21 protein-coding genes and 2 pseudogenes are annotated in these 25,310 nt (G+C 56.3%); 9 read left to right on the top strand and 14 right to left on the bottom strand.

The window, feature by feature from the left end; all coding sequences use genetic code 11:
• Nucleotides 1-49: 49 nt before the first annotated feature.
• The 5 genes from P1N55_RS19515 to P1N55_RS19495 form a co-directional block, all read right to left on the bottom strand.
• Nucleotides 50-616, bottom strand: coding sequence for a hypothetical protein (locus tag P1N55_RS19515; protein WP_276278811.1), 567 nt, complete (start codon nt 614-616; stop codon nt 50-52).
• A 372-nt stretch (nt 617-988) separates the two neighbouring features.
• Nucleotides 989-1,399 (bottom strand): hypothetical protein, encoded by a 411-nt coding sequence (locus P1N55_RS19510; RefSeq protein ID WP_276278810.1) that lies wholly within the window; start codon nt 1,397-1,399, stop codon nt 989-991.
• Between the two features lie 26 nt (nt 1,400-1,425).
• Nucleotides 1,426-1,746, bottom strand: a complete 321-nt coding sequence (locus P1N55_RS19505; protein WP_276278809.1) for a hypothetical protein — start codon at nt 1,744-1,746, stop codon at nt 1,426-1,428.
• A 2-nt stretch (nt 1,747-1,748) separates the two neighbouring features.
• On the bottom strand, nt 1,749-2,588 hold the full coding sequence (locus tag P1N55_RS19500) for a hypothetical protein (RefSeq protein ID WP_276278808.1): 840 nt from the start codon (nt 2,586-2,588) through the stop codon (nt 1,749-1,751).
• Nucleotides 2,589-2,966: 378 nt separating this feature from the next.
• On the bottom strand, nt 2,967-4,310 hold the full coding sequence (locus P1N55_RS19495) for a ribonuclease H-like domain-containing protein (protein WP_276278807.1): 1,344 nt from the start codon (nt 4,308-4,310) through the stop codon (nt 2,967-2,969).
• Nucleotides 4,311-4,591: 281 nt separating this feature from the next.
• On the opposite strand from P1N55_RS19495, the gene P1N55_RS19490 reads away from it, so the two are divergent.
• Nucleotides 4,592-5,278: an SOS response-associated peptidase gene (locus tag P1N55_RS19490; RefSeq protein WP_276278806.1), complete on the top strand. Its 687-nt coding sequence runs from the start codon at nt 4,592-4,594 to the stop codon at nt 5,276-5,278.
• Nucleotides 5,279-5,296: 18 nt separating this feature from the next.
• Here the strand turns inward: P1N55_RS19490 and P1N55_RS19485 are convergent, their stop codons facing one another.
• Entirely contained in the window at nt 5,297-6,325 is a 1,029-nt protein-coding gene (locus tag P1N55_RS19485; RefSeq protein WP_276278805.1) for a Cdc6/Cdc18 family protein, read from the bottom strand.
• A gap of 608 nt (nt 6,326-6,933) precedes the next feature.
• Here P1N55_RS19485 and P1N55_RS19480 point away from each other — a divergent pair.
• Entirely contained in the window at nt 6,934-7,854 is a 921-nt protein-coding gene (locus tag P1N55_RS19480) for a hypothetical protein (RefSeq protein WP_276278804.1), read from the top strand.
• 155 nt (nt 7,855-8,009) lie between these two features.
• Here the strand turns inward: P1N55_RS19480 and P1N55_RS19865 are convergent, their stop codons facing one another.
• From P1N55_RS19865 to P1N55_RS19465, 5 genes and pseudogenes are all read right to left on the bottom strand, one after another.
• Nucleotides 8,010-9,350 (bottom strand): Eco57I restriction-modification methylase domain-containing protein, encoded by a 1,341-nt coding sequence (locus P1N55_RS19865; RefSeq protein ID WP_407067205.1) that lies wholly within the window; start codon nt 9,348-9,350, stop codon nt 8,010-8,012.
• Between the two features lie 280 nt (nt 9,351-9,630).
• Nucleotides 9,631-10,590 (bottom strand): annotated as a pseudogene (locus P1N55_RS20080) (DNA methyltransferase); the annotation flags it as partial.
• A 545-nt stretch (nt 10,591-11,135) separates the two neighbouring features.
• A complete protein-coding gene (locus tag P1N55_RS19855) occupies nt 11,136-11,777 on the bottom strand; it encodes a hypothetical protein (RefSeq protein ID WP_346430047.1) in 642 nt (213 codons plus the stop codon).
• A gap of 91 nt (nt 11,778-11,868) precedes the next feature.
• On the bottom strand, nt 11,869-12,609 hold the full coding sequence (locus P1N55_RS19470; protein WP_276278803.1) for a DUF6338 family protein: 741 nt from the start codon (nt 12,607-12,609) through the stop codon (nt 11,869-11,871).
• 12 nt (nt 12,610-12,621) lie between these two features.
• Nucleotides 12,622-12,990: a hypothetical protein gene (locus tag P1N55_RS19465; RefSeq protein WP_276278802.1), complete on the bottom strand. Its 369-nt coding sequence runs from the start codon at nt 12,988-12,990 to the stop codon at nt 12,622-12,624.
• A 291-nt stretch (nt 12,991-13,281) separates the two neighbouring features.
• Between P1N55_RS19465 and P1N55_RS19460 the strand changes: the two are divergent.
• From P1N55_RS19460 to P1N55_RS19445, 4 genes and pseudogenes are all read left to right on the top strand, one after another.
• Nucleotides 13,282-15,865 (top strand): annotated as a pseudogene (locus P1N55_RS19460) (PD-(D/E)XK nuclease family protein).
• Entirely contained in the window at nt 15,862-18,711 is a 2,850-nt protein-coding gene (locus P1N55_RS19455) for a UvrD-helicase domain-containing protein (RefSeq protein WP_276278801.1), read from the top strand. The pseudogene P1N55_RS19460 and the gene P1N55_RS19455 overlap by 4 nt, the downstream one beginning before the upstream one ends.
• 37 nt (nt 18,712-18,748) lie before the next feature.
• Nucleotides 18,749-19,183: a TRAM domain-containing protein gene (locus P1N55_RS19450; protein ID WP_276278800.1), complete on the top strand. Its 435-nt coding sequence runs from the start codon at nt 18,749-18,751 to the stop codon at nt 19,181-19,183.
• A 155-nt stretch (nt 19,184-19,338) separates the two neighbouring features.
• Nucleotides 19,339-19,611: a hypothetical protein gene (locus P1N55_RS19445; protein WP_276278799.1), complete on the top strand. Its 273-nt coding sequence runs from the start codon at nt 19,339-19,341 to the stop codon at nt 19,609-19,611.
• 84 nt (nt 19,612-19,695) lie between these two features.
• Here P1N55_RS19445 and P1N55_RS19440 read toward each other — a convergent pair whose 3' ends face one another.
• Both P1N55_RS19440 and P1N55_RS19435 read right to left on the bottom strand, forming a co-directional pair.
• Nucleotides 19,696-20,391 carry a nucleotidyltransferase domain-containing protein gene (locus tag P1N55_RS19440; protein WP_276278798.1) on the bottom strand — a complete coding sequence of 232 codons (696 nt, stop codon included), beginning with the start codon at nt 20,389-20,391 and terminating at the stop codon, nt 19,696-19,698.
• Nucleotides 20,388-21,062 carry a helix-turn-helix domain-containing protein gene (locus tag P1N55_RS19435; protein ID WP_276278797.1) on the bottom strand — a complete coding sequence of 225 codons (675 nt, stop codon included), beginning with the start codon at nt 21,060-21,062 and terminating at the stop codon, nt 20,388-20,390. The genes P1N55_RS19440 and P1N55_RS19435 overlap by 4 nt, the downstream gene beginning before the upstream one ends.
• A gap of 493 nt (nt 21,063-21,555) precedes the next feature.
• Between P1N55_RS19435 and P1N55_RS19430 the strand changes: the two genes are divergently transcribed.
• The 3 genes from P1N55_RS19430 (at nt 21,556) to P1N55_RS19420 (ending at nt 24,521) form a co-directional block, all read left to right on the top strand.
• Nucleotides 21,556-22,428, top strand: a complete 873-nt coding sequence (locus P1N55_RS19430) for a ParA family protein (protein WP_276278796.1) — start codon at nt 21,556-21,558, stop codon at nt 22,426-22,428.
• On the top strand, nt 22,421-22,906 hold the full coding sequence (locus P1N55_RS19425; protein WP_276278795.1) for a hypothetical protein: 486 nt from the start codon (nt 22,421-22,423) through the stop codon (nt 22,904-22,906). Before P1N55_RS19430 ends, P1N55_RS19425 begins: the two co-directional genes overlap by 8 nt.
• A 379-nt stretch (nt 22,907-23,285) precedes the next feature.
• Nucleotides 23,286-24,521 carry a phage integrase SAM-like domain-containing protein gene (locus P1N55_RS19420; protein WP_276278794.1) on the top strand — a complete coding sequence of 412 codons (1,236 nt, stop codon included), beginning with the start codon at nt 23,286-23,288 and terminating at the stop codon, nt 24,519-24,521.
• A gap of 9 nt (nt 24,522-24,530) precedes the next feature.
• Here P1N55_RS19420 and P1N55_RS19415 read toward each other — a convergent pair whose 3' ends face one another.
• Nucleotides 24,531-25,223 carry an HFX_2341 family transcriptional regulator domain-containing protein gene (locus tag P1N55_RS19415; protein WP_276278860.1) on the bottom strand — a complete coding sequence of 231 codons (693 nt, stop codon included), beginning with the start codon at nt 25,221-25,223 and terminating at the stop codon, nt 24,531-24,533.
• Between the last annotated feature and the right edge of the window lie 87 nt (nt 25,224-25,310).

Below are 25,310 nucleotides of genomic sequence, written 5' to 3'. Positions count from 1 at the left end.
TAACGTAAAAAAACTATACTATTTCTGTCATATTTTGGACCTTTCCTCGCTATTCGCCTCCGTTTTCCTCATTCGTCGTATCCTGACTCATGAAAGAATCTAGTGATTGGTCTGTAGAGTCTGAATCCTCTTCAGAATCTTGATTGTTTGTAGAATCACCCCTTACTCCACCCGTATTCGTTAACTCGTTGCTGAGATCCTTCTCGAGACCGCGACGTATTGCGAGAATCAGTTGTTCAACACTCTCGGGTTCATCATCACCGCTCAATTCTAGACTGACAGTGAACGAGTCTGATTGAGTTCGATTCACTGACTTGTGTTGGCCCCTCCCGTCCTGATTCGGACTTCGCTGAGATGGGATATCCCTCTCGGAGGTGTCTGGTTCAACTTCGGGATTAGCACTCGATTTCGGAGACGCGTCTCGGTCACTCTGTCCAATTTCAGTATCTACGGTTGTTATCTTCTCTACGATATTTTCGAAGTCCTCCGTAACCTCTACCCGAGATTCTTTTCCACGTCGACCGACGATATAGTCCCCACACCCACCAGCATCGAGTGTTTGCAGGAAAGTAATTGCAGCATCTCCTAACGTGCTTTCACTCCCACTCAATCCCATCTCGGTTCGGAAGGTCCGGAGGACATCTTTCTTTGTAATTACCCCGCTGTCTTGTGCTTCTGGAGCCAGAGTTTCGAGTACATCTCTGTAGAGATCATGCTCGCTGAGCCCTTCTATGATGTGTTCTTCAAGATCACTATCCCCCTCGTCGCAATAGCTTGCACCAATCCCGTTCAGTCGCTTTAATTTCCTCTTCCGAGTCCGTTAGGAATCCCAGTCGACTCCCGTATTCAATTGTATCGCCAACTAAACTTCGCCCGATGTCTGCCTCCTCATATATTTCCTCGCGAGGGAGGGGGCCCTCTCGAAGAATTTCACACAGAGAGAGTAGATTTCCTACGGAGGCGTCCTTTCGGGGTGTCGCGTAACTCATCAATCTTCCTCGCCTGAATTAAGCCATTTCGTAGCCTGATGGGTCTTATGAGGCGGAATGAGGTACCCTCCCTGTTCGTCGTCATTAACGACAAAATCCAGATCGGTCGCTGCGTGTCGGATGGTACTGTCGTCAACACCAATCAGGTCCGCAAAATAGGTTGAGTCTTGCCCGACTGTCTCCTCTTCTTCAAGCTCATCAAGGCTCAGTAAGGCTCGCCGATACAGTAGAAGCGCTGTAAACTGCTTCTTCGATGTTGAGGAACTGAACTTTTCGCGCAGGACTGGCTTTGCGGTTTCGGTATCAATTCCGATCAAGCCTGAGATCGCGTCCCGTATTCTTTCCCGATCCTCACTGGCATCGACATACAAATCCGCTAAGGGATTCTCTTCTTGCTCTTTGTTTGCCATATCTGTCCTATTGTATACTCCCATAATCAAACTTCCCGGTCATTGGAGTCGTGACCAGACTGCCTCTCGGTACTTCCGCCCTTGTTTTTGAGTGCGGTCTCAAGTTCCCCGAGGCGCTCTTCGTGGTCGTCGAGGCGGGCCTCCTGTTCGAGATCGATGCTGAGCAGCGCCGGCAGCAGCGGGTTCTGGTGGTTCAACAGCCCACTCGCGTCGGCGTGCTTGCGGGCGTACTCGAACAGCCGGTCGAAGCGCGGCTGGTCGCGACGCCGCAGTGCCTGCCGGAACTCTGCCCAGCGCTCTTCGATGGCCCGCAGTGCATCTCGGTACGTCGGGTTCGTGCGTCCCATCGCTATCGCCCTCCTGTCCCGGTCGCCGTCCATGCATCGAGCAGGGGATCCGCGGTGGCCGCCACCGTCTCACCGTCAGCGGTGACCCCTGTCCCGACACCCTCCGGGGTCGGCGTCGACGGCGCCGACGTCGCCGATTCCACGCCGACCTGCGTGGCGCGTGCCGCGAGCAGCTGCCGCCAGTACGCGAACGTCGTCTGGTAGTACGCGCCGTCGTCGACGGGATAGACGAGCGTCTCGAAGTCCTCGCCGACGACCCGTGGGCCCATCCGAGTTTGCTCGCACTCGAGGTGATGGTCGGCGACCGTCGCGACTGGCTCGGTGAATTCGTTTCGTTCGTTTCGCGTAACGAGCACCGGGATGTCGTACCCATCGGCGTAGGTCGCTAACCGGGCGAGGGTGCGGGCCTGAAGGGTTTTCGCGCGGGTTTCGCCGAGGGTATCGTCGGCGCGGTACTGGGCGTCGACGGCCGGCGCGACGATGAGGGCGGGTGTGTGGGGCGACGTGTCCTCGTCACGACTCGGTCCCCCTCGACCGGCCGCCCTGGCGTCGGTGGTGGATATCTGGATCGACTTGTTCACTGCCGTCGGGAGATCACAGACGGCGCCGTAGTGCTGATAGGCGGTGAATCCGCGTGCCACGTGGATTCGGTTGAGCAACCGTTGACTGGGCGCGATCTGGGCGAGTGTCGTCGTCGTCGCGTGACCATTTGCGTCGACCCAGAAGGCGGGCCCGTCGTGCAGGAGGAGATGGTCGAGTACGAGCGACTGCAGGATCGGGACGCCGCGGCCTCCCTCGACGTCGAGCAGCGTGATGCCGTCGCCGAGTGACGGCAACAACATCTCGTCCGTAGCCGGATCGGCCTGGTCAGCAAGGGACCGATTGCGGTCTGCGCCCCGTGTCGGCTGGTCCACCGCCAATCGGTTCGACGTTGAGTGTTCTCCCATACTCGACTAGTTGACTACGTTCCCGATAAGCCGCGGCGTGGCGCTTCCGCGTTTCAGGGAAGGGCTGGAAGGTATGTAGAACCGGACTCAGGCAACGGATTTCTGCCATCGTTCGACCGTTTCCGAGAACGTTTCCAGAGAGGAAGGCGGACAGCATCGTCGGATTAACCAACAATCTGGAGGATCACGGCTCAATTGTTGGTTAAGACTCTCTGAACCCATGGTGATCTCGCCCTCACGTAATTCGGTTGACGGCCCGCATATTTCCCGAGCCTACGATCTGATGTGATCGACGATTGTTCTCAGCGCGGTTACATCGTCGTTATTGTACTGTTTGAGTCGATCCCAGTCTGGTTCTTCGCCGTCGAGGAGATATCGCGTGTACTTGCTCCCGACCACAAACCCATCCACGGCTGGATCTTGATATTCAAATCCGAGCGCGCTCGCTACGACGTCCAATTTATGCCGATTGAAGGGCCCGAAGAGTTCCTGTTGGGCAGTAATCCCGAGATCGTGTGCTCGATCCAGATGGTCGATCCCCTCAGTGATGCCGTGTTCGTCGAATCTCCGACTAAGACACTGTTCGTCGAAGTAGTTCCCTCCGTAGTAGATGATTGGCTCGGAGCCATGATCATTAAGGTACTCAGACAGCTCCTGAAGGAGTGCTGACTCGTCGTCCGGATCGAAGAATTGTCGGTACGCATCGTTCTGGTAACTGTAGGTACCGACTAGCCAGATCCGATCCTGCTGAAGATCCGTTTCTATGTCCAAGAGGAGAGGCTCCGTATCGTGAAGGTCGTCGAAGGCAGACTTGTTTAGAATCACGACCTCATCGTTTTCGAAAGCCTGTCGATGAGCAATCCACCGGTCCACGTGCCATGACGAGGCTCCTGGGAGGGCTTCGAGTTGGGTACGCCGTTCTTCGGTAATCTCATCTGGGCTAGTGATCCCTAACTCACTGAACTGTTCCACTCGGTTTCTCCCGACCTGGACGAGATCAGTCAGCCGGCTCCCTAGCAGATGGCGAGTGTCGTAGAACTCGTACTCGATAGACTCATTCGAGGCGTCGATGGTGATGAGTGCGTACCTTCCTGGATCGTCTACTCCGTCGTGGGACGCAATGTTGATCACTGTGCCGTACTCGAGGGTTTCAGCTCTGCCTCCGAATTGATGGCAATGACCGCAGACGGTGACTGGGGGCTGGATGTCGTCTATGAAGCTCCTGACGGCCTTCGACCCGATACGTTGTTGCCCGAATCGCTTCCCGATATCGAGAATGCCGAAGGGAGGGGTGTGAGTGACAAGAATCGGAGTTCTGTCTTCCCAACCGGTGCGTTGTTCGGAAAGGTGCCGTTGGACGTCGTCCTCGGAATAGGTGATGAGACCAGGTCCCTGGGTTGATCCTTCCTGACCGATGAACACGAGGTCCTCGTAAGTGTATGGTGTCCTGTGGAGGTCGGTGGTAAATTCCGAATCGAATTGCGGACCGGTTGACGGGGGGAAGTCGTCGTTTCCTCGGACATAGAGTGATTGTTGGTGCTTCGTGAGGCGAGCAAGTTCTGCAAGATGATCTGTGTCAGTATCGGCGTTTGAAACGTGAGAGGTCGTCGCCGGCATATAGTAGTAAATCTGGAGTTGGTTCTACAATCTCGAGAATGGTGTAGAGATCGTCAATAGGTTGAGAGCGCCAGTCAGATACGGCGAGTATGTGGGTCATTTGTATGAGCGTAGTTAGTGTAGCCTCTTCTATCGTTTGTTTAGGTGTACCATTTGGCATTAGGAGATTCTCTGCCTCGTTGTCGTTAACCAACAACTCAGGTTCATCAGGACAATCTGTTGGTTAACAGTGAGATTCCTGTGCGATTACGTTGAAGATGCTACCCTCCGAACTCCTCGGTATGTGTGGCCGGAACTCGCTCTTCATCGATCAGACCGACCTCGAGGCTCGCTTCGACGCCGAGGTCGTCGCAGACGGCGGGTACACACCCCGATACAATATCGCGCCTGGCGACAATCTACACATCATCACGAACGAAGCCTCCGACGAGATCGACGCCTACCACTGGGGGCTGATTCCGTTCTGGGCGGACGAGCCCGAGGAGGGCATCATCAACGCTCGCTCCGAGACTGCCGACGAGAAACGTGTCTTCGAGCGGGCGTGGGAATCACGTCCCTGCCTCGTCCCCTCGTCAGGGTTCTACGAATGGAAATCGCCGAACGGCGGGTCGAAGCAGCCCTACCGGATTTACCGGGAGGACGACCCCACGTTCGCGATGGCGGGGCTCTGGGACATCTGGGAGGGCGACGACGAGACGATCTCGTGCGTCACGATTCTCACGACGGAGCCGAACGACCTGATGAACTCAATCCACGACCGGATGCCGGTCGTCCTCCCACAGGACGCGGAATCCGACTGGCTCACTGCAGACCCCAACACGCGCAAGGACCTGTGCCAGCCGTATCCAAAGGACGATCTGGATGCCTACGAGATCTCGACGCGGGTCAACAACCCCGGCAACGACGATCCCCAGGTTATCGAGCCACTGGACCACGAACAATCGGGCCTCGGCGAGTTCAGTTCCTGATAGCTGACGGGGTCACGGTCACTGCATCGGCGACGCCGCCGCTGAATCGACGAGCGAGTACTCTCGGTCCCGACTCGTCCCTTCCGCCTCGAGAAGGTTGTACTGCTCCATCTTCGAGAGGTACGTTCGGATAGTCCGTTTCGTCCGTGGGTCATCGACGTCCTCGGTATAGCGCTCGTGAATCTCGCTCGGCCCGACTGGGCCGTGCTCGCGAACGATGTCGTAGACGACGCGCTGGTGCGGCGTGAGCGAGTCGAGGCTCTTCTGCTTGATTTGGGCCCGAGCATCCTCGGCGGCGTCCAGGAGAATATCGTCGATGATGCGCTCGTGGTTCTCGCGATCGGCCTTGCCGGCGGCCGTTCGGAGGATGCCGATTGCGAGGCGGGCGTCGCCGGCGGCCGCGTCGGCGATCCGGTAGAGCTGGTCGTCGGTGATGACGTCCTCATCGAGTCCCCACTTCGCCCGCGCACTGAGAATGTCGTACAGCTGCTCGTCGTGGTACTTGTCCATCCGGACGTGCTCGCTGGAGCGCAGGCGGCTCACGAGGCGGTCGTCGACGCGGCTGAACAGCTCCTCTTCCTTGTTCGCGATGCAGATGATCGCGAACTGCGGGAGGCTGTGGAGGTCGTAGATGACGCTGGGGTCTTCGAGCTGGTCGACCTCATCGAGGATGACGACGGTTCGCGGGCCGTCATGCTGCTGGAGGCGATCAACGAGTTCGTCGTGGGGCGTCGACTGCCGGTGGATGTCGATGGTCGCGCCGAGATCGTCGAGGATCTGGTAGAGCGTGCGGAACCGGGTGTAGTTGCGCCAGCAGTTGACGTAGGTCGTCTCGACGTCGAGGACCTCTTCCCGGAGCCGTTCCGTGACGAATTTCGAGATGCAGGTCTTGCCGGCGCCGCTGGGTCCAGTGACGATGGCCGTGTCGGCGGGTTCCCCGTTCGTGATGGGCTCGAGAACACTGGAGAGGTGGTTGACTTCGGCGTCGCGATGCTCAACTTCCCGAGGGACGAACCCGGCGCGGAGAACGCGAGCATCGCGGATCATTTGATTCTGATAGTCTGATTTTCGGTCAGGTCATAAAAGCCTGACCGGGTTGTTTCCGGAAAAGCTCTTACTGCTGTGGAGAGTCATCGCTATCGCTTTGCGTCCCCCAAATTTGACTGCGGAAAACAGCTTTTCCGGAAACACCCAATACCCACTCACTAGTGTGGTGCCCATTCTACGATATCGAAGATATGGATTGCTTCTTTTTGTTTCATATTCCTGTGTATATAATTTCCACACCCTTCTCGACAGCCACGATAACCCGTAGATTTCGGGACGCTCTTCGACTGGTTTTCGCTCCTCGAAAGTCGTGACACCGAATGTTCGTACCCGGCCTCATCGTCGTCGCCTACAAGTAGTGAAGAGGATAATTCGAAGGAAATGACATCAGGCGATCCCTCCCGCCGCCCGGTCACCGGCAAAAACACCGAGTGGATGATACCCTCAGACCAGATGATCGTCCGGCGCTACAAACCCCTCCGACACTTCGCCGACACACTCGAAACGGGTTCCGCGCTGGCCAAGCCGAGGGATACGAAGAACGCGAGGGCCAGGCCTCTGAACCAGCCCGTGAACACGAGGGGCAGCGTTCGGAGCGGACCGAATCGATGATTCTCAACAACGGCGAGGAGATGGATCTTGCCAGCGGAATAGAACAGGCACGTGAAGCGGCCCGTGAGAATTACTACGCGAGCTGTTGGCGGCTCGGGACGGATGAGGACCCAGAGATCTGGGAGATGTACGCAGATGGTCGAGGAGTAGCGATCGAGACCACGTACCGGCAGATAGAGGAGTTCATCGCGCCCGATCAAGAGGATCTGTATATGGGTATTGTCCGGTACTTGGATTACGAGGAGGAATTTACGCCGACCGGGATTCCATACGTCCTGTACTTCTACAAACATCGAACGTTCGACAGCGAGCAAGAGTTCCGGCTGCTCACGAACCGGGGCGGCAACCCGATAATCCGGACGGACGGTCAAGAGATGCCACCCGAGAGCAGGCCGGACAATCCGTCCCACGTCAACCTGTCTGCGAATATGGATACGCTGATCAATCGCGTCATCCTTTCGCCGGGAGCTGATGATGAGCTCCGGGCAGAGGTCGAGGAGACATTAGATGAGCACGACGTGTCGGCGCCGGTGGTGCCGTCTCGACTGGATGATCCGGCACCGCATCACGAGACGTATGATACTGAACTCGGTGGGGCGGCTAACTACGAGGCCAGCGAAGAGTACCTGGACGATTTGATTGACCGTTTTGTTGGGGAGACGGACTGGGATGTCTGGAACACTGTGGACGTCATCCAGCTGAATCAGCGTGAGAAGCTGCATCCACGCACGGTCTTTGTTGAGTGTTTCCAGTACGTGGATGATCCGCCGGATCGATCAGAGTATGGCCAGGAGCATCTGAACTACGAGGTCCGTGCGCACCGGGTCGTTGACGGTGAGTACCAGGACACGTTTTTGAATGATCCTGCGGAAGAGACAGATGAGGAATTGGTTGAGGCGGATAATCCGTCTGAGTGACGCCTCGGGACGGGTTCCATTGGAATCGAGGGGTTAGATCTCCGAACGTTCGGAGCTACGACTGTTCGGCGGCCCGCGCCGTCTCAGCCAACTCCTCAAACTTCTCGAATACAGATTCAAAGTACTCGTCTGTCATCAAGCGGGGATTATTTACTTTATAAATCGTCAAGCACGAACTCAGTCTCAGCTGCATTCAGCCCATACGCGTGGAACGCGGCAGCATCAATCTCAGCCTGCAATTCCTGGCGCTCATCAACATTGGTTACCGGCTCAACCCCTCCAAGACGCTCACGCAAATCGGCAAACTCCTCACCGTAGCAGTTCAGGCGGGCAGCACGCGTCCAGATGTAATCGAACCACTCATCGCCAGCGGTCAACCGGGGAACCTGCGTCTCCTTGAACGTGTATTGGTAGATCTCTTTGTTCACCTTGGTACGCATAATGAAGTCGAACGGGATACTGTTCAACAACCCTGTTGCTGCCATCATCTCCTCATCCGTGAACGCGGGTTCGTACGCCGGCCACAACGGTGATTCCGCCAAATCATCCTTTGATGGATTTATCTCGAACGGCCGAATCGTATAGATCGAGTGAAGGTTGATGATGCTCGGCGGGATGACCGTCGCAATGAACGTCCGCTCGTTGGTGGCGTTCGTAATAAACCGGTATATGATCCGATAATCGGTACAGTCCAGTTTCACGTCATCCTCTGAGAGTGGTTCGCCACGGTGCTTTTTCAGCAGGTCGTCAACAAACTGGACCTGGGACTGGCTCGTTTCATCCCCGCCGAAGGCGTAGTAGAGAGACCGTTTCAGATTACCGAGGTTCTTCTCCCGGACGCGCTGTTTAGCGCTTTTGACAGTGTCTGTGTCGTCCTCCACGCTCCAGTATTCGATATCCTCGATATCGTCAAGGATAGAATCGTCGTGGATGAACTGATAGATGTTCTTGCCCTGGTACACGGGGTATTCACCGATATCCTTGGAGTCGGTGATACGGTCGTTGTCAGGGCCTTTCTTGATCTCGTAGTACGGGTCAGAGTTCCAGGCGCCGTCTATCCGGTCGCCGACAGACGGGTGTTGAACCACATTGCTGATAACCCCGAGCTCTTCTTCGGTCCGTATTATCGGGAACAGCCGGACCTCAGGTGAGTACTCTGCGAGCACCTCTTTCGGGATTTTGAAAGTGTGTTCCTCGATGTTGTTCAGGATGCTAACGTCGTGCTGCCGTGAGATCCCGTTCAGGTAATCGGTTTCCCCGGTGTTCTGGAATGTGAGCAGCCGGAAGACATATTGGTCGTGTAGCCCGTCGAAGATTCCCTTGTTCTCAAATCCTACTAGTGACTGCACAGATGTATTATTCAGTAGGTGCATCCGGAGGTCCTTCCCCATCGCGTTGTTGAATATGATGTCCGGCAGGACCTGTGCGACATAGCCGCCGTCGTGAACGAGATCGTATATCCGTTCGAGGAACAATGCGGCGAGATTGTTCGCGATAGGCTGTTTTCTGCCGTCGATTTCGGGTTGCTGGTGTTCGTATTCCGTGCTGTGTTTGAAGTAATCCCCTAGCTGGGATACCCGTGACTGGTAGGTCTCCCACTCGTTTTTGATGTCCTTGTCCTCCAGGAGTTCTTTGGCGCTCGTCCATCCCGTGAGTGGGCAGGCTGCGGAACACAGGGTCGTATTTGACGAAGAATTCCTTGCGGTCGCTTTTGATTTCGTCCCACGGTGGGTTCCCTACGACGACGTCGAACCCCTCGTCAGCGAAGACTTCTGCGAACTCTAGCACCCAGTGAAAGGTATCATGAGCCCGAACATCCTCGTCGGTGACGTTCTCGGTGAAAGCACGGAACTGGTCGACGGTTTTGTTGTCCAGATCGGAGCGGTACTCCTTCAGCAGGTCTTTTGCGTTTTGGCGGTGCTCCTCTGCCTTTTCAGGGAATGCGCTGCTTTCCTGGTACGCGTTGATTTCGTCGATGATATCCTTGTATCGGCGCTCAACGCTGTCGTCCGACCAGTTTTCGAACGTGTATTCCCCGTCATCGGTTTCATCCGGGAACCCGAGGTACCCGATCAGGCTGTTGCCTTGGCGGATGTTGAACACGATGTTGGGCAGCGCGAGTTCCTCTTGGCTGAGTGAATTCAAATCGTCTTCCTGGAGTTCAGCTATAATCGAGAGCCACAGGCGGAGCTTTGTTATCTCTATACCGGAGTCCATGATGTCGACCCCGTACATATTGTTCTGGACGGTGGTCGATTTCAGGCGGTGGCGGCTGGGGTGTGACCCCATCTGGGCGTAGAGGGCTTGTCGGGCGTTGACGATTTCTTCGACGACGGAGGTGAGGAAGTGGCCACTGCCGCAGGCAGGGTCGACCACGTAGAATTCGTTGAGCTCGTCAAGCAACCCCGTGATCAGGTCTTTGTTCTCTGTGAGTGCGTCGATAAGATCGTATAATTGGTCGTAGTGATCAAGTTCTGCTTGGCGCCATCCCCACTCCTCCTGTAAGTGAGTCTTGAAAAGATCCAGCAGAGCGGGGCGAACGGTTTCTTCGGCGCAGAAACGGGTGATCTCGCTGGGAGTGTAGTAGGCGCCGAGTTCCTTGTTTTTGTTCTTATCGTCGATCGTGATGTAGTTGATCGTCTTTTCGAACACGTTGCCCAGGACGCTGGGGTCGATATCTGTGGGGCCGCCGTCTGCGGAGAACTGGTAGCGCTCAAGCAGTTCGATGATAGACATCAAGACGCTGTCCCGGACGTTAAATTCGCGCTCATCCAGTTCATCGGAGCCGTTCAGCTCCGGGCGGAACAGGCCACCGTTCAGATACGGGATACCCTCAAAGGGATCGATCTGGTCTATTTGGGGATCGCGGTTCTCTGGCTTGACGTTGAACACATCATAGAACAATGGTTCGAGAAAGGTCTGGTAGAAAGTTTGCGGGTACATCCCATCGTCGTAGACCTGTTTGAGCGTGTTCAATAGGTCGGGGCGGACGATCTTCTTGTCTTCAAGGAACTTGACAAAGATCATCCGATTCATAAGATGGACTGAGAACAGGCGGACATCATCACCGCTGGCCTGTTCCGGAGGTATGATTCCCCCGCCTACGAGGCTTCTTGATCTGCGTTCTTCGTCGTCTTCTGCGCCGATACCGAACACAAGGCGGACGTAGTCATCGTAGAACTCGTCCGTAATTGCTTCTTGTTTCTCTTTGATGACCTCACGGGCGTCCGTGATGATCGAGACGAAGTTGTCGAATGCAAATGTCCGTATCAAGTCCTCGACTAGCGCCTCTTCCTCATCGTTGAGCGCCTCAACCGGCGGCCGGTTCTCTCCGACCGTATTCTCGAACAGCTTGAGAAAAACCGGTTGCAGGTCCACGTGCTCGATCGTGTTGTGGGTGTAGCTGTCCGGGTCGTACCGGATGAAGATCCAGCGGATGCCGTCAGTTGCGAACCCGAAATCGGTCTGGAACTCGCGTTGGCTGAGCCAGCTTTGACCTGGTCGACACCGTGTCCGCGCGTGTTGGTCAGTGATTTATTGACCGGTTCGGCTTCGATGAGGAGCCGTGAGGAATCGACGTTCTCGACATCACGAAGGGAGATCGCGTAGTCGGCTTGTTCTCCGCGTTTATCGGAGAGATCGCCTGCCTCCCACCCGTAGTTCTGGTGTCCGAGCGCGTCCAGGAATGGTTCTATGATGACGCCTTGTGTGAGGGGTTCGGGATCGAGAGCGTCTTTGGTGAAGTCTCCTCGGAGCTGGTAGGAGCCGGGGTCGGCCCTGAGCATGGATTCGAGGGTATCGTCTTTGATCTGGTCGCGAAGGCGTGATATCGCGTCGGAGATCGCGTTGATAACTGCTGATTTTCCCGCCTTAGTTATTTCAGTCTCAAATTCAGATATATCGAATTGTGTCTGATGACCCATAGCAGACATTGGTGTTGATCAGAACGATTAGCGCTGGGGTAATGAAATCCCACGCTTCTTCATTCACTTCCTTGGGTTTGCTCGCGGGGACCTACTCTGTGTCAGGATCGGGTTGGTTGCCAGAATCCCTGGGATCGATCCAACTCTCTCTAGGATCGAGCCAGCTCCCAAACGCAACCATCCCACCCCAGACCCGTTCCCGAATCGAGAGGATCTGGTCGGTCTTCAACACGGTGATACGCTTGATATCATCATTCAGGAAGAGCTGTTCCGGCCCACCGACCGGCTCGAACTCCTGTTCCTTCTCGTTGTACCGGTGCGGGTCGGTGATACGGAGCTCTTTCTGGCGGTTGGCACGGCTCCACCCGGAGACATCACCGATATACAACTGGTCGTCACTGGTCTTTACCATCACCTGGTCGGCGTGTTTGAGGTAATTCTCCCACGGCTGGCGCCGTGAGTATGACACCTGCATCTTCGCCTGAATGATGCCCCGCAGGATACCCGGAAGATCGATGAGGATGGCAGCAGCGTACATCACGCCGACGAACAGAGATACTGCGAAGATGACAAGGATGTACCCGATACGGAATGCGGGGTCGAACAGGATGCCCTGGAACTGCGAGAACGAGGTAATAGGCTCGACGAAGATCTGGTACGCACCGATAAACAGGGCGTCTATCAAGAGGCTGGATACGAGGCTCCAGACGAGCAGGACAAACTGTTTGATATCGTCTTCGATCGCGGCCAGCGAAACCGCGGTCATCACCGCGACGAAGCCCGGGGCTATGAGGACGCCGTAGAAGATCGCGTTACCCGGAAGGCTGGCCATTCGTGTTCCAGGTTATTCGCTGCTCTCAGACCTACTGGATGTGTCGGATTGGTCTCCGCTAGAGTTTGAGGGTGCATCAGGGTCAACGCTGCTGGGGATCGATACTTCGTCGGCTGAGGGAACCTCATTGCCACCAGACGGTTTCTTGTCAGCACTTTTTTCGTGGGTATCCCAGTCCGAGCTGCTCGTGTCTTTTATGCCAGCATTCTCGCGACGTTTGGTCTCGCGGTTGCCGGATTTTTGAGCGCTGTTGGCGGCTTGATAGCGTTCGTCTTCAGCATGCCGGTTTTTGTTGGCGGCAAGTGCGTCACGGCCGCTGTCGCCAGAGGACGTGTCGTTCGAAGAATCGTTGCTAGAATCGCTGCCTGAATCGTCACTCATACACAGATTTGTGGGCGCTGAATGCACTAAACCGTCGCCAAGCAAGGTGGAAGTATAATCGACTGACTGTTCGCGTGTGAGGATCCGCTAGCATTGGAGCCTGATGGCCGTGTATTCCCTCTCGATTCCCGCGCTGCCTGGGAATTCAACAGAGTGGTCCTGATTATGCGCTAATCACAGCCTGAATCACCGTTTGAATTACGGCTGAGTGATATTATTGAGTACCTCTATCGATCAGAGGGTATGGTATTCTAACAAAGATTTAACCGACATCGCTAACTGTCTCTGTGCGTGCCATTTCCTCGCGCCAAATCTCCACGCCAACTCTACGAAGAGATTCAATCGTACGACCGGGTGATTACCCCGGACGGACCGCTTGCGAGTGCCCTCAACCGCTACCTCGATCGGCCACATCTTGGGCCATTTGCCATCCCACCTCGTCGCCTCGCGGTCGGTCGCCGTCAAGAGTCTGAAGACCGCCTTGCATTTCTCGGTATGATCGCCAACGAGGATATTTCGTGGAAACGGTGCGCCTACGCGGTTGGGAATATCCTCCAGTGTTGGGAACACCGAGGATCACACGACGCTATTTTCGAGTACGACGGCTACGTCGACGACGCCACCGAACGAGCTGTGGAGCGAATCGCGGAACTCGAGACCGCCTCGATGAAACTCACGAACGAGACCATCGAACCGGATCTCGACGTAGTCGTCGTCGAGCCGGCGATGCTCACCCAACTCGAACGAGCGTATCTGCCCGCCGAGTACGACACGGTCGACCTCTTTACTGACACGGAGTTCAAGCTCCCGCCGTTCCGTATACACGATTCACCGACGGCGATCGTGGAGACCGTCGTTGATTCCGTCAATGACGAGAACGCTGATAACGTCGGGATTGTTCTCGACCAGGAAAGCGAATACTCACCGCTTATTGAGTCCGCGCTCGAAGCGGCTGATATCCCGTTTTTTGGCGGGCCGGGTTTCACAGATCGCAGCGAACATCGGTTGTTCCTCCACCTCCTCCGAACCGCCCACCGGGGGACTGATACCCGAATAAGCGAGATCCGGTCGCTGTTGACGGTCTTCGATTGTGACGTCGTCGACGCTGACACAAACAAGCGACTGCACGAGCTTGACGATGGAGATCTCAAGTGGCTGATCGACTTCTGCCACGATGTCCAAGAGTACACGTTCTCGGATGCTCTTTCAGTGTTTGAACGCCACGCCGGCGACACGTTGGATGCCTTCCGGGAGGAACTGGAGACACTCACCATCGCGGACGAATCCATCACGGAAGCGCGCCTCGACGATTTGTCGTTCTATCTCCAGACCTACGAGGTGCCGGTCGATCGAGAGAACGAGGGTGTCTTGCTCGCCGATGCGAAATCAGCGTCGTACGTGGGTCGTGAGGTTGTCTTCTACCTCGGGCTTGACGACCGCTGGACCCACTCGGCCCCACGTCGTCCGTGGGTCGACCAGGACGCCCAGTTTACACGGAATCTTAAGAGCTTCCAGCTGCTGTTGCAGAGCGGCAGCCAGCAACACTATCTCGTCCAAGATGCGACCGGCGGATCACCCGTGACGCCGTGCCTGTACTTCGAAGAGCTCCTCGAACCGGAGTACGACCGCTTCTCCGATCTACCTTCGACAAGTCATCAGATCGAAACCGCAGCACGAGTTGGTGACGGATTCGAGAACGGACCTGTCGGTGTGACTCCCGACCCGGTCGAGACGATCAGCAAGTCGAGTCTCAACACCTACGTGAACTCACCGCGGGACTACTACTTCAGCCGGGTCGTCGACGGTCCGGAGAAGGCGTATCTTACCGAAGGCAACCTTCTCCACGACTTCGCGGAGTTCTACGTCAACCATCCGGACGCAGTTGGCGAGGAGACACTCTCGGAGGTCGTCGAACTTATGCTCGAGGACGTCCGTCCGCTGGTTCGCTCCGTCGACGAACGGACCCGGCGCACTGAATATCGTGCGAGCCTCGAAACGATCGTCTCATATTTTGACGCGAACCAGCCGACCGAGGGCGCGTTTCTGACGCCGTCCAGTGGGGGTGACAATGCCGTCGCCGCCCACTTCGGTCGGGATGTTGACTCCCGTGACTGAACGCCGGTTTACTGATGAAGAACTGGGCATCAACGGAATGATCGACCTCGTTCAGTCGCAGCAAGAACTGCTCGACTACAAGAGTGGCAGCGAGAGCAGCGCCACCTCAATCGTCAAACACGCTGCGATTGACGAGCCGACAGACGAGCCTGACTTTCAGGCAGCACTTTATCTCACCTATTGGCGATCACAACGTCCGGGTGACCAACTCTCGTTCACCTTCTTCTACGTCACCGAACTCGTCGACGACGTGATCGCCGGCGACGCCGACGTCGACGACGCGCTGACGACTGTGACATACTACCCGGAGTCGCTCACCGAGCACGTGCAACGTGAGGAATTCTTCGAGTATCTCCGTGAGGAGGGGGCACAGAAGTGCCAAAAGATTCTCTCGAAGATTGACTATCAGACGTACGCCGCGCTCTTCGATGCTGCGCAGCTCGTCGAGACGACCGATAGCGACGAACTCATCGAGTCCGAGTTCGGACAGACGATGATCGATCGACTCCAAGCGGAGATTGGCGAGTACAAGTACGTGACGACGGGGAGCAAGCAGGTGATGCGAGCAATCGTCGACCGGCAGAAGGGTGCATTCTTCAAGAGTGATCTCGATGCGTTCGAATCATTTGTCGACGAGCGACTGACGGAACTCAACCGACGCCGCACTGGCGACGAGGAATTCCCCATCGAGGGGCTTGCCGACGAGACGAACTACCGACGGGTAGACAATCGTGACCTTCTCTTAGAGGGTGAACAATGAGCGGCGCCGACCCAAACCCGGAGCAACGCGACCTCATCGAGGCGACTGATGGCCTCTATCTCGTCGACGCGGGTGCTGGCACCGGGAAGACGTTCACCGTTACCCGGCGATACGCAAACACTGTCGCCCAAGATGGCGTCGAACCCGAAGACGTGCTGTTGGTGACCTTTACGAACAACGCGGCCGAGGAGATGCGAGAGCGGATTGTCCGTCACAGCGAGTACGGGATGCGGGAACTCGCGAACGCACCGATCCAAACGTTCCACTCGCTGTCACACGACCTGCTCGACGAATACGGACACGACGCACCGATGTCCCTCGGGATTGATGAGACGATCACTGGCTCGACACGGATTATCGAAGACGAAATCATTGAACAGGCACTGTTTCGTGAGTTCATCGGACAGTTCATCGATAATCACCCAGAGTATGACGAGTTCTTCACGGCATTGTCGGAGACGTCGGAGCTACTCGATCTGATCAAGGAACTTTCCGCAAAGGGTGTGTTCCCCACTGCGGATGGCTGGTACCGGAACAGCGAGTCACACCTCGATGGGGACTTTGAGGCGTTCGAGACGCTGTTCACCGACCGGAATGAACCACGGAACGGCGGAAGCAAGCAATCGAAGCTTCGAAAGAAGCTCTATCAGTATGGTGAAGATAAGACGTATCTCCCGAAGGCGCCCGCAAAGTGGGACATCCGCGGCGATGGCAAGCAAGTCCCGGCGGACCTCGCTAAACGTGTCTTCGAGGAGGACCGAACGGCTCTCAAGCGGTTCGTCCACGACGTATATCACGCCTATCTTGAGTTTGCGCTTCGGCGGAACTACCTGAACTTCGGGTTCCTTCAGCTGTTCGCGTTCGTGCTTCTATGTGAGGATCACGACCTCCGAGAGCAGCTGGGGTACGAGTACGTGATGGCCGACGAGTTCCAAGACTCCAGTGAGATCCAGTTCAAACTCACGCTGCTGCTCGCCGGCACGAACAACATCTGTGTGGTCGGCGACTGGAAACAGAGCATCTACAGCTTCCAGTACGCGGACGTCGACAACATCCGCGAGTTCGACGATCGCCTCGAACGATTTGCCGCGGAGCTGAATCGGGACGTCGATCGAGTCACGTTCCCGACGACGCCGATTGACGATAAGCAGCTGACGCGGAATTACCGGTCGACGCAGTCCATCTTGGACTTCTCTACCCACGCCCTGACTGCCCGTGCGACAAAGAACGAATCTCTGGATGCGGAGGCTATCTCCGAGCAGGCAACACCACTGACTGCCGATACAGATCGAGATGATAGCTACATCGAGGCGCTCACGAGTGAGGACGAACACGAGGCCATTCTCACGAAGATCGACGCAATCGTCGACAACGACGACTACGCCGTCGAAGGCGAAGACGGCACGTATCGCGCTCCGGAGTACGGCGACATCGCTGTGTTGACGCGAACCCGCGATTTCGGTCGGGATCTGCTCGATACGGCGAGTAAGTTCGGTCTGCCGATGGCCTACGAGGGTGGGATCGAGGTCTTCCGGACCGACGCCGCGAAGCTGGTGTTAGCGTGGTTGCGTATCCTCGAACGTGACGCTGAACGCGGGTGGGCACTCGTCCTCGAAGAGGCTGGCTACACGATTGACGAGACGAAGACGATCATCGAGCGTGAGGCATATCCCGAAGCTATGGTCGCATTCCGAGAGGATCTACGGGATTTGGAGACGTTCGGCGGCGTCGCCCGACGCGTGTTCGAACAGTACGGCCGTTCCGGCCCGACCGCAGACGTCGTTCTCGACACTATTCAGTCGGTTCACGGGACGACGACGTTCACCCGTGGGGAGCTGATCCGATTCATCGAGGAGGCGATTGCTGATGGGAGTACACACGACGTCGACGCCGGGGCTGGGACGAACGCGGTGACTGTCCAAACGATCCACGCGACGAAAGGGCTCGAATACCCGATCGTCATCCTCGCAAATATGAACGCGAACAAATTCCCGTCCTCCGGTGGCAGTGGAAGCGACATCGCCTACACCGACCCGATTGGCCTCCGTCAGCGGAAGGTGTACTCAGAGGACGCACACGATGTCCCACACGTCTACGACAACTGGAAGACAGACGTCCTCAATCGCTGCCTCCCCCAGAACTACGACGAGGAACGTCGGCTTCTCTATGTGGCTGTCACGCGTGCTGAGAGCCACCTCGTCTTGACTGGCGGTACTGACCCAAATTCGTTCCTCGATTCACTCCCCGTTGATGTCGAAGATATCGACCCCGATCTATCTGCGTTCGACCCAGAACCCGGCGAGCATTCGACCTACACGGTCGATATTCCGGAGCCTGATGGACCGGCAAGCTACTCACCACACACCTTCATCGATGACGCAGTCTTCGAAGGGAATACCGGCGGCCGGGGAATGGAGTTCGGGTCAGACGTCCACGAGTTTGCGGAACGGTATGTTCTCGGTGAAGCAGTCGAAACCGGCGATAACCCTGACAAAGAGCACGTCAAGGCGTTACTCGACTCACTCGAGGGTGAGACGAGAGCCGAGATCGATGCGTTCCTTCCGCTTACCGTCGACGGCGAGAAGGTAACGATCGGCGGCATCATCGACTTGCTCCACGTGACATCTGACCGTGTTGAGATCGTTGACTACAAAACCGATCTCACAACGCACGCAGAAGATGAATACCAGAAACAGCTCAGTATATACTACCACGTCGTCGCCGACCAATATCCAGAGCGGTCGGTCACTGCGTCTATTTTCTACACCGATGATGGCACTCGTCACAATATTACCCCTCTCGATAAGGCGGCTCTTCGAGAGCTAGTGCTAACACATAGTGTTTAAATTACTTGTCTCGTGGATACTGATCACTAGAAACTCAATGGTCGAAATTCCCAGCTCCCTTCGCTCTCTGTTCAGTGCTCCAATTAAAGAGCAGGATGGGACGTACATAGTGGAGGTCCCTTCGAATGAAATCAACTATGAAGCGTTATCAGCTGACGAAACGTATCGAGTAGCTATTCTGGAATCTTCTGTCTCGACGGGGTCGTCAGTACAACAGGGGTCACAGAGAGCACCTTCTCGTGAGACTGCGAGCCATTCTTCCTCAGGACCTCCCGTGGAGGAAGGCGAAGTACGTGATGTGACCATCGAGACAGTCGGCGATCAGGGCGATGGTATCGCAAAAGTCGAACGTGGCTACGTCGTGATCGTTCCCGGCGCTCAACCCGGCGACGAGCCAATCGTCGAAATTGAACAAGTTCAGGAGAATGTCGCGTTTGCGAGCATTGTCGATAGCGATCCACGAGCATTCTAACTGCTGTTCTTTCTGTGGATCAATCTGCTTCTCGGTAAACCATCGGTGTGAGAAGGTTCCGTTCGAGTTTGTCTGATGGATGTGGTTCTGAAAGTCACGTTACGCCCTCTCCGTTCGTTCACGATGGCACAACTTCCAAGGCCGAAATTCAATCTATGACAAAGGAACCGATTGAGGTACTCGATGACCTGGCCGACCAGGTCGCCGATGAGTTCGAGGCGTATAGACAGCCGGACGAATTCAAGGATGTCTCGCTCGTGATTGAGAACAGCGACAAGGAGCGACCGACGCTGATCGTTCACGTCGATAGGGAGGATGCGGAGTTCCTTGTCGATCGTATTGAGGAGTTCCTCCGCGAGCATGGTGCTCGTACTGAACGGGAACGACACTCAGCTACGGATGTCCGTGTGTTAGCGACGGTCGACTGACACCGCCCCTCCAATTTTTTGACTGACTGTAAACACCGCTGAAGGACCCTATCTTCACTTCCGATCAAGGGGGTCCCGACCGCTTCAGCTCAGGTGGTTAATCTGTGCAGACAGATACTCTTGGAGAGCGGTGACCGTTTCTTCTGAGACTGCTGAGGCCCCGAAGTCACTCCGATACCCGTGCTTGAGTTCATCGCTCTCTATGATCTCCAGTCCACGCTCAAGCTGCTCCCGTAGCGCATCGTCGTCCCCTCGCCGAAGGTGAGGCGTGACAGTGTCGAGATCGATTTCTTGTGCTACTGCCAGGACGTCCCGGAGGTCTGTTTCACGGCCGCTATGGAGCTTTGCCGCGACGAGGACTGCCCCATCGATGACTCTGGCTGTGGTCGTCACTGTACCTCCGCTCACCTCCTGTTGGTGGCTGTGGTCGTACAGGTAGTCGAACGACCACTGTGCCTCCGTCTGGCGACACCCGAGTCCGTTTACCAGGAGATCGAAGCCGATCGGCTGCTGCGGCGTGAGCCGCTTCTCGTACTCGATTACTTCGGTGTCGTAGAACCATTTCTTGGCGTGACTGTCCGTTTCCTCGAATCCCTGCTGTTCGAGGAACTCGACGAAGTCAGCCTTGGAGTCCGGCGCGACGACGATATCGAGGTCCGTGGAGAAGCGAGCATTGAACGCTGAGACAGCGTACCCGCCGACGAGAACGTACTCGTGGCCCTCTTGGGTGAGCTCCTCGAGCAGTTCGATGAGCGCGTCACTTCGGTTGTTGAAGCTCATGGCTGTGCCCGTTCGGTCTCTCGATACGTGACGCCGAGGTCGAGGTCCTCGTACATCCGGTCGAGCATCGCCAGCCCCGACTGGAACTGGGCGTAGTTCTCGCGCATATACTCGATTGTCTCTGCTCTCGGGATCACCGGGTACCCTTCGACGTGCTCGATATCGAGTGACGCGCGTGGCTCGAGGACGATCTGCAGCGGTCCGTCCAACTCGTCTCGGGGCTGTCGTTCGAATGCGGTCGGGAGGTCGAACCACTCGAAAAATGTCTTCCAGGCGTCGACGTCCTGCTCACGAACAGCGAGGAACAGTGGATAATCGTCGGGGTCGCGACCGACCTGGTAGCCGCCCTGAGTCCACACGTAGACGGCGTCGATCCGCGTGAACGCGAACGGCCAGTCACTGAATTGTGGGATGACGTACGTTTCCTCGATGGATGGTGGACTGACGCCGGCGCTGGCAGCGACGAGCTCGAGCGCTGCGTCGCGTACGCGCTGGTCGACGACAGTGAGGCCGTCGTCATAGGAAACGTAGCCTGCGTCTTCCAGCCGATTGACGGCCTGTCTCACTGTCTCGTAGGGCGTGTGGAGGTGTTGGGCGACACGGCGGATGGAGTCACCACTCTCGATGGTGAGGATGACCTGCGCCGCGGTGTCGTCGAGAACCTCATACATCTGGTGGTTACCAATAATCCGGTAACAGTTAAAAGTCTTACTAGAAGACGGGGTAGAACAGCTCTGTCTGAGTTCTATCACTCAGGACTCTCCCATTGAATGACTGAAGAATGTAGATCTCATAGCCAATCTGCATAATGTGAATAATGTAGATAATGCAAATTGGGCTTCTTCAATTGGTTCGTGTGGGTGGCAAAGATTGCGATGAATACGTATGAAATGCTGATAATCTAAATTATGTAGATTGCGTAGGGTCGACGGTGATTATGGCAATTGAGATTGTGCCAACAATCTACGTAATGTACAAAATGTAGATTGTGTAGGTGGCGTACGCAATCTGTCTGACACAGAATTAAGATGGACGAGCTTCATTGACCGCGTATGACCAGTGCAAAACGTACATTATCGACAAAACTCGCACAATCTTCAACATCTACCCAATGTACATTACCTACAAAATGTACAAAATCCGCTTCTTACGGGGTGCTGAGCTATGAGTGCTGACGAGTTTGAAGGGCTCCCCGGAGCAGCTGTCTCGTTGCTCAAGGGAGGGGTAGGGAAATCCACGATCGCGCTCAACATCGCTGATCGACTCGCTGCTCGTGGCCATGAGACGGTACTATTGGATCTGGATAAGGACGGGCACATGACGACCCAGTTGGGATACGACGATGCGTACGACCGAGATGCGAACCTCGGTGACGCCCTTATCGATGGTGGGGACCCCGAAGACCTGCTTATCGAGACGGACTTCGGCGTTCACCTCCTCCCGTCGAGTAACGAGCTCGAGAATGTTGAGACGAGGCTGAAGGACGAACGGTTCGCAGACGTGAAGCTTCGGCGGAACGTTGTCGATCCGCTCATTCAAAACGGATACGACTACGTGATAATTGATGCCGCAGGCGGCCGTGGGAAACTCTCCGACAACGCCCTCATCGCCGTCCAGCGCGTCATAATCCCGCTAATCCCGCGTGCTGGCTCGATTAACGGCCTCAATAAGATGATTGAACGCCAGATCTCCCCAATCCGGCAGAATATCGGGTTGGATATCCTCGCAGTCACTCCGAATATGATTCGCGAAACAATGGGACAACGCAACGAGCATCGGACTCTCGTTGAAAATCTCAACCGGGAGTTCGGTTCATTCGTCCCCGAGTACGCTCGTGTGGACCCGGAGGTCTTCGACGCCCTCGATGATTCGGGACGCACCATCGATAGTATTCCGAAGCCAGGGATTCGCGAACGGACCGCAATTTCCCGCGCCTTCAAGCAAGGAATGCCGGTCTCGCAGTTCGACGAAGATTGCGACCAGATCCCGAATTTCGACCACTTAGCGGACCTCGTGGAGGAACACAGCCATGCCTAATGAGGACGACCGTTTCGGGGACGTCGCTGAACAGCTCAAACAAACGGAGGAAGGAACCGAATCGGATGACGACGAACGTACTGACACCCAGGATGAACCGCAACCGGATGAAGAGATAACTACTGAGGACACAGAGTCGGAGACTGAGTCCATTCCTGAGCAGGATGAGGAGGATGTGGACGAATCCACCGGTGGACCGGCCTTCTCCTTTGATGAGACCGATATGCACGGCTTCTATGTCCGGGAGGACACGTGGGATGGCGTCACCCGGATGCGATCATCGGTAACTGCTGCGTGCTCTATGTTTGATGTTCCCGAATTTGAGGGAAGAGAGTTTCAAGATGCGTGTCTCCGGGTAATTGCGGACCACGGTGCTGAGGTCGCCCTCCAGATCCTCCGGGAGCGTGGTATCGAAGCCGATGAGGAACGTGTTCAGGAAGTTGTGGAGATGCTGAGCGAGCAAGCTACGAACGACTAACATTGGATTTGGGTGATTTCCCTCATCATTCAGATTTCGGGCGCATTGTACATTATGCAGATTGTGTAGCAAGCCATCTGCTTCCAGTCTCGCGATTATTCTCGGAACCGGGTCCGAATGGCGGTCGCGGCTTTGGTATAGCGGCATATGATTTATACCGTTGACCAAATCCGAATTTCGGGGGATAGAACCCTTCTATCATAGGAAAAATGGTTATGAGACTTCTGTCTCCGGTGGTCCTGATTACGCCGGTAATCACGACCACTTTGAAGTACCCCGCCGCCGTCGGTGAAGTACGGATGCTGCAACCGCCTCACGACGGCGCTTCCCAGGGTAGAGGCACCGAGACCGGGCCCGCAGGACGGTGGAGGGCCGGTGGATGCCTGATCGCGCGCTTTCGACGCCGCTCGACGACAGCTTCGAGCGCTACCTCCAGGACAAAGGGAAAGGCCGTGGTGGCGACGGCGGGAACTATCGACGCAACGCAGCCCGCGAACTCGAGCGGTTCGCCGAGTGGGCCGCCGGCGACCGCGGCGCCGACGACTGGACCGGGATCGTTCCCGACGATGTCGCCCGGGAGCCCACCTTCGACGATCTCGACGAACGCGTCTTCCGGGAGTACGCTCGGCATCTCGGAGGAGAACGGGGACTCAAGCAGAACACGGTACAAACCTATTACCGCTATATCTCTGCGTGGTGTGGCTGGTGCGTCAACGAGGGATATCTCCAAGCGCATTACGCGCAGCGAGCGAGTGCGATGGCGCCACTGCCGGAGGACGACGGCCGCAAGCCCGGCGACCAGCAGGCCTGGACGTCCGGACAGCGCCACGCCCTCACCCGCCACGTCGACCAACAGGCACGCGACGCCGTCGAGGCGTACACGACACTCCCGGAGGATACTGACCCCCTCGACAAGCAGCGTGCACGCTACGCGGCGCTGAAGGCGGCTCGTGACCGGGCTCTGGTGTTCGTCTTGGCGTACACAGCTGTCCGCGTCGGGGAACTCCTCCGGGACCCGAACGACCCGCGCCGGCGCGGCGTTCGCTGGGAGGACCTCTCCCCCGACGACGGGAGTATGGACGTCTACCGGAAGAAACAGCAGTGGGACGCCGCGAGTCTCCCCGACCCGGTAATCTCTCCGCTGCGAAGCTATCGTCAGCTGATGGACCCACCGACGGAGCGGTGGCCGGTGTTTCCGACGTTCGACCAACGGACGCTCGCGGAGCTCGTCCGGGAAGAGCTCGCCGACCGAGGGGAACGCCCAGAGGCAATTGCTGAGGGGCGTGATGAGTACGCTCGCGACCTCCTGCTGGCGCTCGATGAGGATATCCGGCCGCCGTCAATCACGACGGACGGTGCACGGTCGATTCTCCAACGGCTTTCGGAGGCTGCAGAGATCGACATCGACCATCCGAAACACGATTACCTTGCTCCACACGGTGGCCGTCGTGGGATGGGCGAGGTGCTAGTCCGCGCGTTCGGGTATACCGTCGCGGCTCGATATCTCGACAACTCCGAAGAAATGGTCCGTGAACGGTATTCGCATATCGAAGCTGGCGAGTTAGGTGATGTCGCTACAGAAGCTCTCGAAGATGTCGATTCGGTAGACGGCTGAGCGAATCGGTCACGTTTCGATGAGGTGTCTAAACGCGGAAAGTGTATTTTCTCCTTCCTCGGTAAGATCTACGTCGGTTCTTCGACCCACTTCTTTGGTTTGAATGAACCCTTTCTCGGCCAGTGGTTCTAGTACGTGCGTTTCGAGTAATCGGTAGCGAGCTCGGTCTGAGTCTGCCTCGTGGTCCGTTATGAATGGCAGCCCTTCCGCGAGCGTTCCTGCTGGGATTGATTTACCGTTCCCCTGGCCGAAGTCGATTAGTTCCTTCTTCGTGACCGGGCCATTTCGGTAAATGTACTCCATCACGTAGATGAGCTGTGTCTCGGGGGCATCTATTGGGTACGCCGGCAGTTCCTTGATGTTCTTCACCCCGTGGGAAACCGGTTTGACCCGTTGAGCGTCTTTTTCACCATATCGTTCTGGCTCTACGTAGTACGGCACAGCGTCGGTTACCATACACGCGATCATCCCGCCGATTGCGGATATTTTACTCCCGGTTGCAATGTTCACGAACACGTCATCATCTGCGTGCTGTTGGATCTCTCGTGCCGTTACCCGGACAACCTCATACAGATCGAAAATGTTGCAGGATCGGATCTCTCGGTCAATCCCAGCCGCCTCGATATCCTCATACAGCTCCTCGACAAATGGCGGTCGTTCCCCTTCACCCCATTCGAGTAGGATTAATCGATCAGCTTCAATTGTTTCGCAGCCTCGACAACACGATCGCGCTCGAACCCGAGTGGCGCGATATGGACTCGTTCACTGGGGCGCATGTCTCGCTGTTGG

The sequence above is a fragment of the Haloarcula regularis genome, from assembly GCF_029338315.1.
Classification (GTDB): domain Archaea; phylum Halobacteriota; class Halobacteria; order Halobacteriales; family Haloarculaceae; genus Haloarcula; species Haloarcula regularis.
This window is presented reverse-complemented; position numbering and strand designations above follow the sequence as displayed.

Excerpts from the sequence above, each read along its gene's own strand:
- P1N55_RS19505 (WP_276278809.1), bottom strand. The coding sequence starts at position 1,746 with ATGGGACGCACGAACCCGACGTACCGAGATGCACTGCGGGCCATCGAA.
- P1N55_RS19430 (WP_276278796.1), top strand. The coding sequence starts at position 21,556 with ATGAGTGCTGACGAGTTTGAAGGGCTCCCCGGAGCAGCTGTCTCGTTG.
- P1N55_RS19450 (WP_276278800.1), top strand. The coding sequence starts at position 18,749 with ATGGTCGAAATTCCCAGCTCCCTTCGCTCTCTGTTCAGTGCTCCAATT.
- P1N55_RS19445 (WP_276278799.1), top strand. The coding sequence starts at position 19,339 with ATGACAAAGGAACCGATTGAGGTACTCGATGACCTGGCCGACCAGGTC.
- P1N55_RS19495 (WP_276278807.1), bottom strand. The coding sequence starts at position 4,310 with ATGCCGGCGACGACCTCTCACGTTTCAAACGCCGATACTGACACAGAT.
- P1N55_RS19420 (WP_276278794.1), top strand. The coding sequence starts at position 23,286 with ATGCCTGATCGCGCGCTTTCGACGCCGCTCGACGACAGCTTCGAGCGC.
- P1N55_RS19480 (WP_276278804.1), top strand. The coding sequence starts at position 6,934 with ATGATTCTCAACAACGGCGAGGAGATGGATCTTGCCAGCGGAATAGAA.
- P1N55_RS19435 (WP_276278797.1), bottom strand. The coding sequence starts at position 21,062 with ATGTATGAGGTTCTCGACGACACCGCGGCGCAGGTCATCCTCACCATC.
- P1N55_RS19470 (WP_276278803.1), bottom strand. The coding sequence starts at position 12,609 with ATGGCCAGCCTTCCGGGTAACGCGATCTTCTACGGCGTCCTCATAGCC.
- P1N55_RS19425 (WP_276278795.1), top strand. The coding sequence starts at position 22,421 with ATGCCTAATGAGGACGACCGTTTCGGGGACGTCGCTGAACAGCTCAAA.
- P1N55_RS19465 (WP_276278802.1), bottom strand. The coding sequence starts at position 12,990 with ATGAGTGACGATTCAGGCAGCGATTCTAGCAACGATTCTTCGAACGAC.
- P1N55_RS19510 (WP_276278810.1), bottom strand. The coding sequence starts at position 1,399 with ATGGCAAACAAAGAGCAAGAAGAGAATCCCTTAGCGGATTTGTATGTC.
- P1N55_RS19500 (WP_276278808.1), bottom strand. The coding sequence starts at position 2,588 with ATGTTGTTGCCGTCACTCGGCGACGGCATCACGCTGCTCGACGTCGAG.
- P1N55_RS19485 (WP_276278805.1), bottom strand. The coding sequence starts at position 6,325 with ATGATCCGCGATGCTCGCGTTCTCCGCGCCGGGTTCGTCCCTCGGGAA.
- P1N55_RS19855 (WP_346430047.1), bottom strand. The coding sequence starts at position 11,777 with ATGGGTCATCAGACACAATTCGATATATCTGAATTTGAGACTGAAATA.
- P1N55_RS19440 (WP_276278798.1), bottom strand. The coding sequence starts at position 20,391 with ATGAGCTTCAACAACCGAAGTGACGCGCTCATCGAACTGCTCGAGGAG.
- P1N55_RS19455 (WP_276278801.1), top strand. The coding sequence starts at position 15,862 with ATGAGCGGCGCCGACCCAAACCCGGAGCAACGCGACCTCATCGAGGCG.
- P1N55_RS19515 (WP_276278811.1), bottom strand. The coding sequence starts at position 616 with ATGGGATTGAGTGGGAGTGAAAGCACGTTAGGAGATGCTGCAATTACT.
- P1N55_RS19490 (WP_276278806.1), top strand. The coding sequence starts at position 4,592 with ATGTGTGGCCGGAACTCGCTCTTCATCGATCAGACCGACCTCGAGGCT.